Raw genomic sequence first — 13,932 nt, 5'->3', positions numbered from 1 at the left:
GTGTGTTCAGCGGACGCTTACCTTCTTTCGGCTTTTCAAAAATGAATATCGAAACTTTTATAGAAAAGCTATTGATCATAAGGCGGCCGAATTCGTTAAACCCATTAAGGAGCGAGATTTCTTACTCAGTCGTGAGGCCTTGTCATTTTGGCGACTCAGACAGGCGGTTGATGCTTTGGGAATGCGTTATGACTTCTATTTAAAAACCGCATTTGATAAATGCGTTAAGGTGATTGCGAATGGTAGACCTTTGCCACCTAGACCTGCTCAACTAAAAAAAGAAGAACTGTTAATTGAAGTCTTCCATGAGTGGGAGTCTTATTGTGAAGCTTCGCTCCAGATCGCTAAAAGTCCATATTTTACCGCTACACTTTTTCATAACAGTCCAATGCAAGTTGATTATGAAGATTTTATTGTTAAGCAGGTGCGGATGCGTCAAGTGCAGCATTACGCATTAGGGACATGCATTTATCGCTATGATGCGCTTCGAATTGAAAAAGCTTTAGAGTCTTTTGATATTTCAATCATCAACCAAGCTATTAAATCCAGTATTTAATGCTTTTTTCTCTTAAAATATTAATAAGCGATTACTATAATTTGATAATATCGTTTTTATAGTAATTACTAATGTTTCGAGGTTTTAATGAGCGAATGGCAGAAAGAACTTGCGATACAAAACAAGTTCGGCAATAGCGCTCCAATTTCAAAGGAGTCTATTTACTTAAATACGGAAGAAAAGCAAAAACTTCAATTTCAGCCGCGTAAAACGTATGGGCGTAGGCTGCCAGCGAACGAATGCGAAATTGAAGAAATGGGCTACATGAAGTTTGTTCGTAAGCTGCAAGAGCAAGAACAGGAAATTGTAGTCATTAAAACAGACGGCGAAGTTGTACGTGGATACATCCGTGCTGCGGATGCAGAAACGATCTCGCTTCGTTGTTATTTGAATGGTGATAAAAACGGTCGTTATCGTGCGCGTGTTCTTTTTAAACACCAAATTTCCGAGTTCTCACCAACTAAGGGGATTGAAGACCTAGTTGATGAGCTAGAGAGAAAGTCGAAATCTAAATCTTAAACGTAAGCCATCTATTTTCTATAAGGATTATCTTATATGTCTACTGCTGTGGCCGAAATTCATGAAGAAGAGGTCGTTGATAAAGAACTCGAAGGCTTCACCGAAGAAAAGTTTGATTACGACGATGAGTTTCAATCAAAAATTGCGGCTTTAACTTTACGTGATGATGAGTTTCTTAGAAGAGCCGCCCATATTCTGAAGCCAGAATTTTTCGAAAATCAGGGTGAAGCATGTCTGGTCGATATTGCGCTCCAACACTTCAATAAATATGGATGTTCTCCTGATCCCGCTTCTGTTGTCCAAATTATCAAGGATAAAGCTGCTTCTAAAGTTTATAAGCGAGAAACATTAGCGGCAATTGTGGAAGCAAGGAAGAAATTAATTGGCATCTATGTCACTGACAAGGCTTTCGTTGAAGAAAAGGTTGTTGAGTTCGCGCGAAAACAGGCGGTATCCAATGCGATTGTTAATTCTGTTCCTGATCTTGAGGCAGGTAATTACGCCAAGATTGAAGCGCGTATCAAGGAAGCTATTGCGGTCGGATTGAATGAAGAGGGTGTTGGTTATGACTTCTTCGCTCAGGCGTTGAATCGTAAGCTGGCACGTATCGAGAAGCTGACAGGCAAAGTACCTCCGACAGGCATTACTACTGGCTGTAAAGAACTTGATGATCTGCTCTATCACAGAGGTTGGGGACGCAAGGAGCTGTCTCTATTAATGGGCGGTGCAAAAGCAGGTAAGACGCAAGCGCTTATTCACTTTGGCCGTATCGCAAGCTTTGCTAAATACAACGTTCTATATGTAACGCTAGAAGTTGGTAAAGACATTATTGCAGACCGTTTAGATGCCTCTATTTCAAAAGTGATCATGAAAGAATTGGCGTCGAAGGCTGCAAGTGTTGCAACTGCGGTCGAGACGGTAGCCAAGACGGCGGGCAAATTTATTATTCATGAATTTGGTTCCGGTACATTTTCTCCGTCACAGCTAAGAGCGTTAATTGATAGGTATAAGAATCCTGGGCGGAACCCTGATGGAACGATAAGACCGCCAATCAAGTTCGATATGATCATTGTGGACTATGCAGATTTGATGCGTCCAGATATTCGTACAAATGACCCAAAAGAGAACTCAAGAGCTATCTATGTTGATTTACGCGCGATTGCTTTTGAAGAGAATGTGGCGTTACTGACAGCTACTCAGACCAACCGTGAGGGCTTTAAGTCAACGGTAGCCAAGGCAGAGCACGTAGCTGAGGACTTTAACAAAATCAGGACCGCTGACGTTGCAATCTCCATCAACATTACAGAGGAAGAGAGAGCGAAAGGTCAGGCTCGATTGTACTTTGCAGCTTCTCGTAACCAAGAGATGGGGGTTACTGTGGTGATTAAGCAGAATGTGTCCATGATGAGGTTCTTGGAAGAAGTGATTAGCGTCGAATAAATTTAACCCATTATTATAGTAAGCGCTTATTTATAACTTTGTGCTAGTATAAATAAGCGCTAATTTTATCTAATGCGATTTTGCAATATGAGAGATCAAGAAAGTTTAGCGGAGATATTAGACCGCATTGATATGGAGTATTGGCTTAACCGCGAAGGGTTTGAATACAAAGTAACTCGCGGAAAAAACGGAATCCAGTTGAATGTTAAGGAATGTCCGGTATGTGGTAACTCAAGCTGGAAAGTCTATCTGAATCAGGATACGGGTTTGGGTAACTGCTTTCATGGTGATTGCGAAACCAAATTCTCGAAATGGAAGTTTATTAAGGCTGGTATAGGTGGTAATAGCCTAAGCAATAAAGAGATTGTCGAGCATGTTAAAGCAATTGCTCAGGAGCAGGGCTGGCAGCCAAAGCGCAAAAGTGAACCCACACAAACCAAAATTGGCGATCTAAAGCTTCCAAAAGCCTATGACTTGCCGATCATGGGTCAGAACCTAAAGTACCTGAAAGATCGAAATATAACGCTCGATACGTGTCGTGAATTTGGACTGAAATTCTGTCAAAAGGGTTGGTTTGCATACATAGGTCCAACGGGTGAAAAGCAATACCAAAACTACAGCATGAGAATCATCATTCCTGTCAGGGACCTTGAAGGCAAGCTTGTGTCTTTTCAGGGTCGGGATATTACAGGAAAGGCTGAAAAGAAGTATCTATTTCCTCCTGGTTTCGCGTCTACGGGCACTTACCTATATAACGGCCATAATGCCCTAGGTTACGTTGAAATCGTCATGGGAGAGGGCGCTTTTGACGCTATGGCGATATATCAAGCCTTCAAGGAAGACGAGTTCCTTTGCAATGTTGGAGTTGTCGCGTCATTTGGTAAGCATCTTTCGGTAGGTGGTGATGAATCGCAAATGGCTGAATTACTAAAGCTCAAAGATGAGGGATTGGAGTGCGTGACAATTATGTGGGATGGAGAGCCTGCCGCAATTCTGTCTGCGATCGATGCATGTTTAAAGATAAATAGCTTTGGCATAAAGGCAAGGTTGGCCACGTTGCCTGCTGGATGTGACCCCAATGAAGTCGACCCTGAAATCGTTCGCACAGCGTATCGAAAAGCGATACCAATTACGCCAATTAGCGCAGTAAGTTTACGCATTAAGTATATGGGTAAAGTCTGAATCGTATTTGATTCCAAATCATTGTTTTTAAAATATTGTTGAAGTTTTCAAGGTGCTTTTACTATGAGTTTAAAAATTGTGGTCAGAAGTGCCTACTCATTGCATACGAGTGGGACAAAATATTATTCGATGTTCTTGTTATCTGTACAGGACGGAGCTAAACGCAACACGCAATTATTCAAAATTTATGGCTCAGCGGTAAATCAAACGGCTCAAGTCAAACACCATTCAGAAGGTAAGGGTGAAACACTTGATACCGAATTTAATAAAACACTAAAAGCGAAAGGTAAAGCAGGTGAATATAGCGATTTACGTGAAAGCGAAATCCTGCATGAATTTGATAATTTCCATGATTTTATTACTTACTTGACTCTCGACTCTCCGATTAATGCCATTAGAGCGCCTTTCGCATCAGCGATTACCGAAAAGGGTTTTGAACAATATTTAGAAACCTTGTCCCAAACGTTCGGGATTCCAGTTGATGACATGTACAAATTTACATTCAGATATGAAACAGAGGAAGAACGGCAACGAAAACAAGAAGAGGAAGAGCGTAAAGCGGCTCAGCTCATGGCACAACGACAAGAATTTTATGGTGAAGTTTTGGGGTCATGGTAATGAACAGAGTAATTATTGGGGTTCCACATTGTCGGTTTATGGTGACAAAGACCACAACGAATGAAAAGGTTTTGGAGCTGACAGAATATTTTGCTGTCCACAAGCATACTCAAGATGAAGTATTAGGCTTGGCGATCAAGGCTGTTGATTACCATGATAACAAGGGCGGTTATCACCGAACGGTCGAAATTCTTGAAAAATACGGAGGACTTTCTTACTCAACAGTAGCAGAAAGGGTAAAGAATTTAAGTAAGGCTGCTGTACGTAATCTAGTTGATGAATTGTCTACCAATTCGGATTCGATTAATCCAATTGAATATGCTCAATCAATTTTCGGTCGCGAAGCATCCAATATTTTTGACAAAGGGCGAGAAGCTGAGATCAAGTCAATTTTTCAAAATTATTTTGGACCTATCAGAAGCGAACTGAGCGAATTAATTCTTGATACAGATGAGTATGCTGCCTATAAAGGAGTACAAGGATCATGGTAACTAAAACTCTTCCTGAACTCGATTTGGAATTATCCAGAAGCGGAACAAATGCCTATTACTGCGATTTTTGCCCTCATACTGGCAACCGTCCTAATTATGCCGCATGCCTAAAGCGCATCCATAATGTTCAGGAGGGAAATGAACGCGAGGTGGATGCAGTTTGTGTAGTCGCTATCCATAGACATCACTGTGAAGCTGCCGAAATGCGTGAACGTGAAATTGAGGCAGGTAAGCCTCTCTATTACATTGATCGTTCAGAAATGCGAAAACAAGTTGGGAAGCGGCTGGCTAAACAAGGAATTTCTATTTCTTCTAAATTTGATTATAAGTTAGAACTTACTAATATTAATGGTGAAAAACCAGAAAAAGAAATTCCAGTTAATTCAAAGGGTAATTATTCATTAAGTGATGCAATCAATACTAAACTAAAGAAAAATAGTTTGAATACCAAAGATGTTCATGTAGAATCGCAACAAGAAAATAAAGTAAGCGCTAACTTATATATCGAGAGTGAGAGCTTAACTGTACCAAGTATCGAGAGCGGATTATCGCTTTTAGAAATTGCTAACCGTTTCAAAGCAAACACACAGGAAAAATTATGAGCAACGCAGAAGATTTATTAGAAGCTTTAATCAAGGCATTAAAAGACTCGAATGTAGATGCCGAGGAATTACGCTTCATGACCTTGCTTCCTGATCACATGCGCAAGATTCAGGATTTAACCGAAGAGTTTGTAAAAGCTCACGTTAATGGTCCACAACAGCTTGAAGTTTACATGAGAGCCATTATGGGTGTGGTTGCACAGGTTCAAGCAGCATTAGTCGTGAATACCGGCACAGAATCAATTCAGGAATATGCACAATTATTGGCTCAAAAATCAGAAGATGAATATTTGCTTGATCTAGGTCACATGCTTCGTGATTTTACCAATCATTGGCTAGCGGTCTTTCTGCAAGCTGCAAAAGAGCATTTCGGCGAAGAAGTATTTAAAGCTCATCAAGCCCATGTTAGAGAAGTGATTAAAAACGCTAAAAGCGAAATGCTGAAATCCAAAGAAGGCGATTCCCCATTTAAAGATTCATTTATTCCTTCATTTGCAAAGCAGTAATAAGGTGTAGCAATGAATAGCGATCAGTTACTAGAGGCTTTAAACCAAATTGCATCTGAAAGCTCAAAAAATGAAAAACTAGCTTTACTCATGGATTTTGAAGCAGAAAAGGGGTTGTTCAGAGAAGTTCTGCGTTTGGCATATGACCCGTTTATTGTCTTTGGAATTTTGCCAAAAGCAGAAGATGCAGGAACAGGGGAATTAATGTTTGATGAGGTTGATACCCTTGAGTTCCTATCTAAGCTTAATAACCGTGAACTAACAGGCAATGCAGCGCGCGAAGCGCTGCGTAGCCAACTGGCTCAATTATCAGAGAAGTCAGGCGAGCTTCTAATTCGAATTTTAAGAAAAGATTTACGTGCAGGTTTTAGTGATGCAACGATCAACAAAGTCGTGCCTGATTTGATTCCTGTATTTCCATACCAACGCTGTTCATTGCCTAGTGAAGTAAAGCTGAAGGCATGGCCGTGGAAAGATGGCATTTATTTGCAAGAAAAAGCTGATGGCATGTTTGCCAACGGGACCAATTTAGAAGATAAGTTCTTCTTGTCCTCACGTCAGGGCACGCCGTTACCTATGGAGCATTTTTCCGACCTTACTGCGGAAATGGATATGCTGATCAAAGATGTCCAATATCATGGCGAACTACTTGTCGAGCGTGATGGTGTCGTCCTGCCACGCAAGGTTGGAAATGGCATCTTGAATTCGGTCACTAAGGGTGGCTCATTCGCTGAAAATGAAAAACCGATCTATATGATTTGGGACTTCATTCCACTTAGTTCTGTTAAGTCAAAAGGAAAATTTGAAGCAGCATATAAACGTCGTATTGCACTGATTAAATCGATGCTGGCCAAGTTTAAGCCTAAGTATGTGCGGCTTATTGATACGCATGTTGTTCACTCATTGGGCGAGACTTACGATCACTTTTTTAATGTACTTATGCAGGGCAAAGAGGGACTGGTAATCAAGCATCCAGAAGGTCACTGGAGAGACGGTACAAGTAAACACCAAGTTAAATTAAAACTTGATGCGGATTGTGAGCTGGAGGTTGTGAGCATTAATCCGGGTAAGGTGGGTTCAAAGAACCAAGGGCGAGCAGGAGCTTTGCATTGTAAATCTGCATGTGGTCAAGTCATTGTGGATGTCGCCATTAAGAATGAAAAAATGCGTGGCGAAGTTGATGCAAACCCTAGTGACTGGATTGGTCGAATTATCACTGTACGTTCAAATGCCATTATGCGCCCATCCAACAGTAACCAGAATTACTCGTTGTATTTGCCACGTATGGTTGAGGACTGCTATCGAATCGATAAAACGGAAGCTGATGATTTAAAACGTATTGAAGAGCAATTCAAAAACGCTATCGAAGCTGCCAAGAAGCTGGCAGAAAGTGAAGCGGTGGTGATTGACAATACAGCGACAGCATAAATATGGAGTATATATTGATGTTATCTAAAGCTAAAAAACTACATCGTCAAAAAGCTTTACGTCCTTCTACTGAACAATGGGAAATTATCGCAACTATTGGATTTGCCATTATTCTTACAGTTATCGGGTATTTTTGCATTGGCGGAGCTAAAGCGAATGCAGCGGTGGTAGCGAGAGCAGCGTCTGTATCCTCAGCTCGTCCTTCGACATCTTTTGCGCGGTCTTACAGCAGCTCGTCCACACGCGCTCCGACCACTACAAGTTTTCGTTCTAGTCCAGTTAAGACTGTGACAAAACCTAGTACGATTCGTTCTGTGAAGCCTGTTACAACGCCTGCTAAACCGATGCCTGTTTCTTCTTCATCTACACAGAAGAAATCGCGTAAGATTGGTTTCCAATATGATTACTATGCATTTACAGATTGCATCCCTTATTCAAGCGGAAGTTTCCAAGGTTGGAAGTGTATTGATCGGGATTAATTGGGGCGGTTCTACCGCCTCTTCTTATGAGGTATGACGATGTTTGTATTGTTATCTGGAACAACGTGCAGCGGCAAAACAACCATTGCTGACGCGCTGACCGAGAAATATGGGTTTAATCGTATTGTTACCACAACATCACGGCCGAAACGGGAAGGTGAGGTTGATGGTTTGCACTACCACTTTATTACTCAAACAGAGTTTGATGCACTGAAAAAGGCTGATCAGTTCCTTGAGACAAATAAACATGGTAATTATGAATATGGCGTAACGATTGATAATTTCAAAACCTTGCCAGATGATCGAAATGCCATAATTATTGTCGACCCAAATGGATATAAGAAGATTAAGCGTTATCTGAAAGCAAATGAAATTAAATATCTTGGGGTTTTTGTCGACGCTGATATTAAAAGCCGTCTACAACGTTTAATTGTTCGAGCAGATCAGAAACTTGCGGAACGTTTAGAAGTCATGATTCAGGTCGAATCTCATTGGATAAACGAAATCAACCAGTACGATATGTTGATCCAGAATGATGAAACGATTGAAGATGCCTTAGAGCCGATTTTAGATCATGTGCGCCGTGCAGGACATTTAGATAAAATAGCCTAAGCATTTTGATGAACAATTAAAATTTCCTAAAATAGAATGCTCCGATAATTTCAATAATTTCGGAGTTTTTTTATGCTACTAAAATCTGTTCCTGGTGTTTTGCCTGCACTTAAAAATAGCGATTTGGCAACTACGAAATTATGGACCACTCACATTGAAAGAATTACAAATTATCAATTAAACGCCGTAATTGCTAAATTCAAGTTTAAAAATGAAGAAAGTCAAATTGATAAGGAAATTGAATACGCGGTTAGTCAGATCAACGACGCTATTTATAACCGCCAAATCAACTCGGTAAAAATTGCTCGATTTAAATTAAAAAAAGATCATTCCATTACGGTGAGCAACCTAATTGCTGGTTTATTGAAGCTGAAGGAAGTTGAAAGAAAGGCTGTGTTGTTCTCATTAGAATCAGGATTAAGCCTTGATGAAGTGACAAACTTGGAAGTTAGACAAGCCAATGTGGCAGCTAGAAACTCAAAACTAGCGAGAGAAATTATTAAAAATTGCCCTGTGAGTATCAAAACAAACTATTTATTTTGGGAATCAAATGAGGAAAAGGAGCATGAAAAGCTCAAAAATTTAGAGCAAGCTGTGTTTGAAGCCTTTGGTTTTGACTTCAAACTGCTTGCCCTAAAATACGAGAATATTATTTATGACGAATGGTTTGAATTTCTTGGTCAGACGTCATAATTGTCGCCGAGTTTTTTGATTCGACGAGCCGTATATTCTTCTAAAGCTTCATTGAGCATGGTTGTAAAAGTGGTCTTGTTAGAACCCATGCCAATGGAGCTGATAGATTTAAGCCAGTTCAAACGAAGGTACATTTCTTGGCTAATATTGTTGTTAAAAGGACGTTGAATTAATTTCAAGTCTTCAGGAGCAATATTAATGCCCTGACGCCAAGGCGCTTCACGGTCCTTTTTCTCTTTAGGTTTGCTTAATCCTGATAGTTCATCAAGCTTATCAAGGTCTACAGGTTTTTCATTAGCTTCTGGCGTTGCTGTGGCAGTTTGTACTGGAGCACTCTTTGTAAAATCGGATGCATTTGAATTTTCAGCTTGTACTTTTGCAGCTTTGCCTAATGATAATCCACCACGTCCACTCATTTGAACAACTCCTCAGCCAATGCATTTACTTCTTCTGCTGCCTTAGAGGCACCAATATTTAACTCAATAACACCCAGACCCATGCCATAAGCTCTTGAATATGCAATACGGTCGTAATTTACGGAATCGAGAACTTTTGCAAAATCTTCAACTTCTTTAAACGCATTACGCGCATCGTCTAAAGCTGTGATACGTGCATTTGTCGGGACTTGAGTGATATAGATGTAGACATGAAGTGGATCGAGGTCCCTTTCATTTACACGGATATTATTTGCTTCTTCAATTAATTCCAAAATTTCCCCAGTTGATTCTACGTCAGCTTGGTTAGGGCGAGTTGGAATAAGAATGGCATCGGAACAAAGCAGCGCTTCACGGAAGCCAGAAGAGTCATAACCACCGCAATCGAGAATTACGTTAGGTGTTTCACTTTCAATTTTTGGAATGACTTTGTCAATTTCTGGTTGACCAAACAAATGATAAGTTTTGATTGAGCCGGTCTTTTCTATGAAAGTTTGGGCTTGACGATAAATACCCCATTTAACCGAATTTTTATTGGCGTCAAGGTCGACAAGAGCTACGTCTTGTTTTTCATTATTGGCAATCCATGCAGCCAAATTGGTAGCCGTAGTTGTTTTGCCGACGCCACCTTTTGAATTGGCGATCAATAATTTCATTAAATCCTCAACATAAACGTTGGCGAAAATCGTAGTGTAATAGTAAATGCGCTAGATAACAATGTATAAACTTGTATTCATTGCTATGTAGAAATCTATATAGAAATCTATATAGATTATTAATTTAAAAATTAGATTGTATTTAACTAAAACAAAATGTTTAATAGTTCTAATTGCTTACATATAAATTCATAGGCTTAAAATGCAGAATCAAATCAGACAATTAGAAGATGGAACTTTTGAAATAGGTACTTGGATTCAGAATGCAAATGGTGAAGTTGTGTTCTTTGATGCAACGAGTGCCAAAACATTAGAAGAAGCAAACAAGATTGCTGATGAGTTGGATGATCAGGAATTTAAATTAGTAAAGAGTGAAATTGATATGCTTGGCGGCATTCAAGGTGCCAATAAGGTTCTGGAGCTCATGAATGAAAACGAAGCCGTTGCCGTTGAATTTGATAAAAACCACTTTGATATTAATGAATTAAAATTCTATAACCAAAAAGATTTTGAGCAGCGAATGGATGACTACCTAGATAATGGTGAGACTGCAACCTATCTATATGCAGACTTTGAAATCCAAAGCCTGCTGCACAAAACTAGATTTTTGAAATTTTAATTTAACTTTTCAGCAACTTGGCGGAGCAATTCCGGATCCGATGCAAAATATTTTTGCGTGGTCAGGATTGAGCTATGCCCCATCAATTGTTGAATTGAATAAATATCACCGCCCTTTCTTATTAGCCTTGTGGCAAAGGAACGTCGACCGGAATGGCTGGTTGCTTGAATACCAGCCTTCTTATAACAGTTATTAATCATGGTCACCATGCTATTTGGTGAGAATGGACCGCCCTTCTGCGATAAAAATAAAGGTGCGTCGGGATCCTTTGGTCTTTCTTTTGTTATGTATTCTTCTACCAGTGATCTAGCGATTGGATTGACTAGGAATACCTCACGGTAGCGGTTGCCTTTAGTAATATTACCGAGCAATCGAATAATATCCTTCAGCTTGCCCTTCTTCACGTCGTAAACATCGCCGACCTTTAACATTGATAATTCTTTAGCGCGAAGCCCAAGGAAGTGTGAGAAATACAAAACACATTTGTTCCGTAATGCATTTACGCCCGTTTGAGTGGCTAAAGTAATCTCAAGATCATCTTCTGACACATATGGGGCTTTTCCAGTTGTTGTTCTTGCCATAAATCGACCAAATAATTTTTTATTACATTTTTCCAAAAACGGAAAGGATATAAAAACAGTCTACCACATGTCGAAAAATAAAAAATGTAATAAAAGATACATTTTATTATATTTTTTGGGGGTGCAAAAAGGCAGGGCGTCATATCCTGTCGTATACGTACTTTTCTATTAAGAGTGGTATTTCAAAGTTTGATTTAAATTGGTAATCTATACCAATCTTGATTTTGTAACGTTTTCAAGTTTAGGAGGAGCTATGAAAGAAAAATTTAAAAACAGTAATTTAAAGGGTATGAATAGCAAAAAGCCCGAACTTGATCGGGCAGTAAGAATAAAAACAGATTAGTTGACTTTAAGTGTTTCTAGGAAAGCATCAAAAGCTTCTTTCTGTCTAGGGTTAGTGAAAAACTCAAAATTATGGCCATCATTTGCTTCGCGAATTTGTTTAATTAAATTCGATTCTGCATCAGTAATAAGAGGTTGCTCAATCATGGCTTCCATTTCTTCAAGCAGATGAGGCATGTATTCCTCTAGGCAGCGCATGAAGAGGTCTTTAGCATCGATTTTTAAAGCTTCAGCCATAGCGCGCACACGTTCAAGAGGCAATTTGCTTTTACCACGAACAATGAAGCTAACCATGTTTTGATTGATACCCATAATCTCTGCCAATTGCGACTGATTCAGATCCGATGCATTTAGTTGAGCGTCGAGATATTGGGCGACAGTTAGTTTGCGTTTGGTGTTAGTAGCTGCTGATTTCATAGTAACGTTTTCCTTAGAATATTCTTAATAGATATAAAGTCATAATGTCGGAATGTATCCTCGATACAACATTATAGACTTAAAATATTTGCGGTTTAGGTAAAGTATATCAGTAAGTGCTGATTTACCCAAGTTCAAGAAAAGTACAGATTTGTATAGGATTGGATAACATGACATCGGTCACAATTAACGGAAAAATTTAGTAAGTAAGCATTGATTAATATTTTCTTATTTTTGGGTTAAACTAATGGTCAGACTATAGGTGAGTAGATGCTCATTTTAAGTACAGGCAATTTGTTAGCTGATGCAGACAATCATACTATAATGACAACGTATCGACTGATACCAAGAGGAAGTATAAGCCTCATTCAAGCCAATTATTTGTCAAAAAAGTATGATAGTTAGAGTATAGGAGTAAAAAATGTCGAAAAGTGTTGAAGTTATTACGCCTGAAACCGTAGCAGATTTCTTGGCAGAGCAGGGTTCTGAACTGATCTTTGAGGGAAATCAAATTAATGTAATTAAAGGAAAAAATGAGGAATGCGGTGATTTCCTTGTGATTAACAATGCACTTGGCGAAAATTTGTTTATTAAACTTAGCTATATAGTCTTATGAGTCTACCTAAATAATTAAAAATCCCTCACTTGACCCTTCTCTGTGGTTAGTGTCCAAGGTTTGATGCTGGCCACGGTCAAAATAAACCCTCTATTAAAACTCAAAATCTCCCCAATTTCACTCTTTATTTTTCAATAAATATTTTTATAATGCTTTTTAATATTAGTAAGCACTTGTTAATATACTGTCAGGTCTGTATATAGACATCCAATAATGACTTTTTCAGATTGAGATTTTTCAATGAATGAGCGCATACATATTTTAAGACAAGCAATTGTTGTCGTTACCCAAGCACTGACTAACTCTGATATTGCAGTAACACAAGAAGGCATTGAGGCAGGTGTGCATAAGGATCCAAAGACAGGCAAACCTGTGCGAATTAACCTTCCATATCTTCCGGACAATTCACCAGATTCGCTGATTGATGCGGTTCAAGGTTTTCTTGATCAAGAGGTAGCGAAGTATCTTTTTACCGATTTTTCTCTCAAGCTAAAAGGATCTGAAGAGGTAAAGACTTTAACTTCATTGTTAGAAGAAGCGCGTGTAGAACGTTGCATGGCTGAAAAATATCGCGGTTCAAATATCAATATGAAAAATGCGAGCCAATTTTTCATTGATGAATTGATTGACGATAAATACCAAAAACTTGTAAAGGAAAAAGCTTCTGATGAAGAAATTACGCAACATTTAATGTTGCCAATGTTACGTGCGTTAAGTGGTCCAATTGGGGCGTTTGCAAGCATTGAACCTAGTGAGCCTTCAGCGAAAGACCTCTCACGACGAAAGGATCAAATGAGGCTATTACCAGGATTAATTATTGATTCTGTAAAAGCAGATAGATACACAGATACCTCAGAGCCATTCCTGCGAGCTTCGTTGGTCGAGCATATGCGCGATTGCAAGCAATGTAACGGTTGCGACCTTGCTGGACAGGTTCATCCAGATATTCGTTTGGGTAAAAAGATGCGATTTATGGTCGTGGCTGACTGCCCAACTTGGGAAGAGGAAAAGAAAGGAAAACTTCTTGAAGGCGAGACGGCCCAATATGTGAAAGCTGCAATTAAAGATAATGAATTAGCAGTAGCGGACGGTTATTACACAACGCTCGTCAAAGCCAAAAAAGGGACTGTTCTAAATTTTG

General features: G+C 39.3%; 19 protein-coding genes. 15 read left to right on the top strand and 4 right to left on the bottom strand.

Features of this window, described 5'->3' with window-relative positions:
- The 12 genes from AC056_RS18825 to AC056_RS18770 all read left to right on the top strand — a co-directional run.
- On the top strand, positions 1-556 hold a 556-nt coding region (locus AC056_RS18825), incomplete at its 5' end, for a hypothetical protein (protein WP_139344679.1).
- 87 nt (positions 557-643) lie between these two features.
- Complete coding sequence (locus tag AC056_RS18820; protein WP_000005905.1) at positions 644-1,075, top strand: hypothetical protein; 432 nt, start codon at positions 644-646, stop codon at positions 1,073-1,075.
- Between the two features lie 36 nt (positions 1,076-1,111).
- Positions 1,112-2,515, top strand: coding sequence for a DnaB-like helicase C-terminal domain-containing protein (locus AC056_RS18815; RefSeq protein ID WP_000102026.1), 1,404 nt, complete (start codon positions 1,112-1,114; stop codon positions 2,513-2,515).
- Positions 2,516-2,602: 87 nt separating this feature from the next.
- Entirely contained in the window at positions 2,603-3,697 is a 1,095-nt protein-coding gene (locus AC056_RS18810) for a hypothetical protein (protein ID WP_004832942.1), read from the top strand.
- A gap of 63 nt (positions 3,698-3,760) precedes the next feature.
- Positions 3,761-4,315, top strand: coding sequence for a hypothetical protein (locus AC056_RS18805; protein WP_004832940.1), 555 nt, complete (start codon positions 3,761-3,763; stop codon positions 4,313-4,315).
- Positions 4,315-4,806 (top strand): hypothetical protein, encoded by a 492-nt coding sequence (locus AC056_RS18800; protein ID WP_004832937.1) that lies wholly within the window; start codon positions 4,315-4,317, stop codon positions 4,804-4,806. The genes AC056_RS18805 and AC056_RS18800 overlap by 1 nt, the downstream gene beginning before the upstream one ends.
- Positions 4,800-5,408, top strand: a complete 609-nt coding sequence (locus AC056_RS18795) for an Asp23/Gls24 family envelope stress response protein (protein WP_002124005.1) — start codon at positions 4,800-4,802, stop codon at positions 5,406-5,408. Before AC056_RS18800 ends, AC056_RS18795 begins: the two co-directional genes overlap by 7 nt.
- Positions 5,405-5,914 carry a hypothetical protein gene (locus AC056_RS18790; protein WP_004832935.1) on the top strand — a complete coding sequence of 170 codons (510 nt, stop codon included), beginning with the start codon at positions 5,405-5,407 and terminating at the stop codon, positions 5,912-5,914. Before AC056_RS18795 ends, AC056_RS18790 begins: the two co-directional genes overlap by 4 nt.
- A gap of 12 nt (positions 5,915-5,926) precedes the next feature.
- Entirely contained in the window at positions 5,927-7,342 is a 1,416-nt protein-coding gene (locus AC056_RS18785; RefSeq protein WP_004832933.1) for a hypothetical protein, read from the top strand.
- 17 nt (positions 7,343-7,359) lie between these two features.
- Positions 7,360-7,821, top strand: a complete 462-nt coding sequence (locus AC056_RS18780; protein ID WP_000949172.1) for a hypothetical protein — start codon at positions 7,360-7,362, stop codon at positions 7,819-7,821.
- Positions 7,822-7,860: 39 nt separating this feature from the next.
- Positions 7,861-8,433, top strand: a complete 573-nt coding sequence (locus tag AC056_RS18775; protein WP_002125274.1) for a guanylate kinase — start codon at positions 7,861-7,863, stop codon at positions 8,431-8,433.
- Positions 8,434-8,505: 72 nt separating this feature from the next.
- A complete protein-coding gene (locus AC056_RS18770) occupies positions 8,506-9,126 on the top strand; it encodes a hypothetical protein (RefSeq protein WP_002125265.1) in 621 nt (206 codons plus the stop codon).
- Here the strand turns inward: AC056_RS18770 and AC056_RS18765 are convergent.
- On the bottom strand, positions 9,114-9,542 hold the full coding sequence (locus tag AC056_RS18765) for a hypothetical protein (protein WP_002125269.1): 429 nt from the start codon (positions 9,540-9,542) through the stop codon (positions 9,114-9,116). The genes AC056_RS18770 and AC056_RS18765 overlap by 13 nt on opposite strands.
- Positions 9,539-10,216 carry an AAA family ATPase gene (locus AC056_RS18760; protein WP_002125263.1) on the bottom strand — a complete coding sequence of 226 codons (678 nt, stop codon included), beginning with the start codon at positions 10,214-10,216 and terminating at the stop codon, positions 9,539-9,541. The genes AC056_RS18765 and AC056_RS18760 overlap by 4 nt, the downstream gene beginning before the upstream one ends.
- A 202-nt stretch (positions 10,217-10,418) precedes the next feature.
- Here AC056_RS18760 and AC056_RS18755 point away from each other — a divergent pair, with 202 nt between their 5' ends.
- Entirely contained in the window at positions 10,419-10,835 is a 417-nt protein-coding gene (locus AC056_RS18755) for a hypothetical protein (RefSeq protein ID WP_032042758.1), read from the top strand.
- On the opposite strand, the gene AC056_RS18750 is transcribed toward AC056_RS18755, so the two are convergent.
- Entirely contained in the window at positions 10,832-11,416 is a 585-nt protein-coding gene (locus tag AC056_RS18750) for a tyrosine-type recombinase/integrase (RefSeq protein ID WP_000124734.1), read from the bottom strand. The two genes, AC056_RS18755 and AC056_RS18750, sit on opposite strands and share 4 nt — an antisense overlap.
- Before the next feature lie 339 nt (positions 11,417-11,755).
- Positions 11,756-12,175 carry a helix-turn-helix domain-containing protein gene (locus AC056_RS18745; protein WP_000833467.1) on the bottom strand — a complete coding sequence of 140 codons (420 nt, stop codon included), beginning with the start codon at positions 12,173-12,175 and terminating at the stop codon, positions 11,756-11,758.
- Positions 12,176-12,596: 421 nt separating this feature from the next.
- Here AC056_RS18745 and AC056_RS18740 point away from each other — a divergent pair, with 421 nt between their 5' ends.
- Both AC056_RS18740 and AC056_RS18735 read left to right on the top strand, forming a co-directional pair.
- Positions 12,597-12,791, top strand: a complete 195-nt coding sequence (locus AC056_RS18740; protein WP_000047261.1) for a hypothetical protein — start codon at positions 12,597-12,599, stop codon at positions 12,789-12,791.
- Between the two features lie 240 nt (positions 12,792-13,031).
- On the top strand, positions 13,032-13,932 hold a 901-nt coding region (locus AC056_RS18735; RefSeq protein WP_077164450.1), incomplete at its 3' end, for a cobalamin biosynthesis protein CobT.

The organism is Acinetobacter genomosp. 33YU (genome assembly GCF_001990725.1).
Lineage (GTDB): Bacteria > Pseudomonadota > Gammaproteobacteria > Pseudomonadales > Moraxellaceae > Acinetobacter > Acinetobacter seifertii.
Note: the sequence above shows the minus strand (reverse complement) of the source record. Positions and strands in the feature narration are given on the sequence as shown.

Excerpts from the sequence above, each read along its gene's own strand:
- AC056_RS18820 (WP_000005905.1), top strand. The coding sequence starts at position 644 with ATGAGCGAATGGCAGAAAGAACTTGCGATACAAAACAAGTTCGGCAAT.
- AC056_RS18815 (WP_000102026.1), top strand. The coding sequence starts at position 1,112 with ATGTCTACTGCTGTGGCCGAAATTCATGAAGAAGAGGTCGTTGATAAA.
- AC056_RS18810 (WP_004832942.1), top strand. The coding sequence starts at position 2,603 with ATGAGAGATCAAGAAAGTTTAGCGGAGATATTAGACCGCATTGATATG.
- AC056_RS18805 (WP_004832940.1), top strand. The coding sequence starts at position 3,761 with ATGAGTTTAAAAATTGTGGTCAGAAGTGCCTACTCATTGCATACGAGT.
- AC056_RS18800 (WP_004832937.1), top strand. The coding sequence starts at position 4,315 with ATGAACAGAGTAATTATTGGGGTTCCACATTGTCGGTTTATGGTGACA.
- AC056_RS18795 (WP_002124005.1), top strand. The coding sequence starts at position 4,800 with ATGGTAACTAAAACTCTTCCTGAACTCGATTTGGAATTATCCAGAAGC.
- AC056_RS18790 (WP_004832935.1), top strand. The coding sequence starts at position 5,405 with ATGAGCAACGCAGAAGATTTATTAGAAGCTTTAATCAAGGCATTAAAA.
- AC056_RS18785 (WP_004832933.1), top strand. The coding sequence starts at position 5,927 with ATGAATAGCGATCAGTTACTAGAGGCTTTAAACCAAATTGCATCTGAA.
- AC056_RS18780 (WP_000949172.1), top strand. The coding sequence starts at position 7,360 with ATGTTATCTAAAGCTAAAAAACTACATCGTCAAAAAGCTTTACGTCCT.
- AC056_RS18775 (WP_002125274.1), top strand. The coding sequence starts at position 7,861 with ATGTTTGTATTGTTATCTGGAACAACGTGCAGCGGCAAAACAACCATT.
- AC056_RS18770 (WP_002125265.1), top strand. The coding sequence starts at position 8,506 with ATGCTACTAAAATCTGTTCCTGGTGTTTTGCCTGCACTTAAAAATAGC.
- AC056_RS18765 (WP_002125269.1), bottom strand. The coding sequence starts at position 9,542 with ATGAGTGGACGTGGTGGATTATCATTAGGCAAAGCTGCAAAAGTACAA.
- AC056_RS18760 (WP_002125263.1), bottom strand. The coding sequence starts at position 10,216 with ATGAAATTATTGATCGCCAATTCAAAAGGTGGCGTCGGCAAAACAACT.
- AC056_RS18755 (WP_032042758.1), top strand. The coding sequence starts at position 10,419 with ATGCAGAATCAAATCAGACAATTAGAAGATGGAACTTTTGAAATAGGT.
- AC056_RS18750 (WP_000124734.1), bottom strand. The coding sequence starts at position 11,416 with ATGGCAAGAACAACAACTGGAAAAGCCCCATATGTGTCAGAAGATGAT.
- AC056_RS18745 (WP_000833467.1), bottom strand. The coding sequence starts at position 12,175 with ATGAAATCAGCAGCTACTAACACCAAACGCAAACTAACTGTCGCCCAA.
- AC056_RS18740 (WP_000047261.1), top strand. The coding sequence starts at position 12,597 with ATGTCGAAAAGTGTTGAAGTTATTACGCCTGAAACCGTAGCAGATTTC.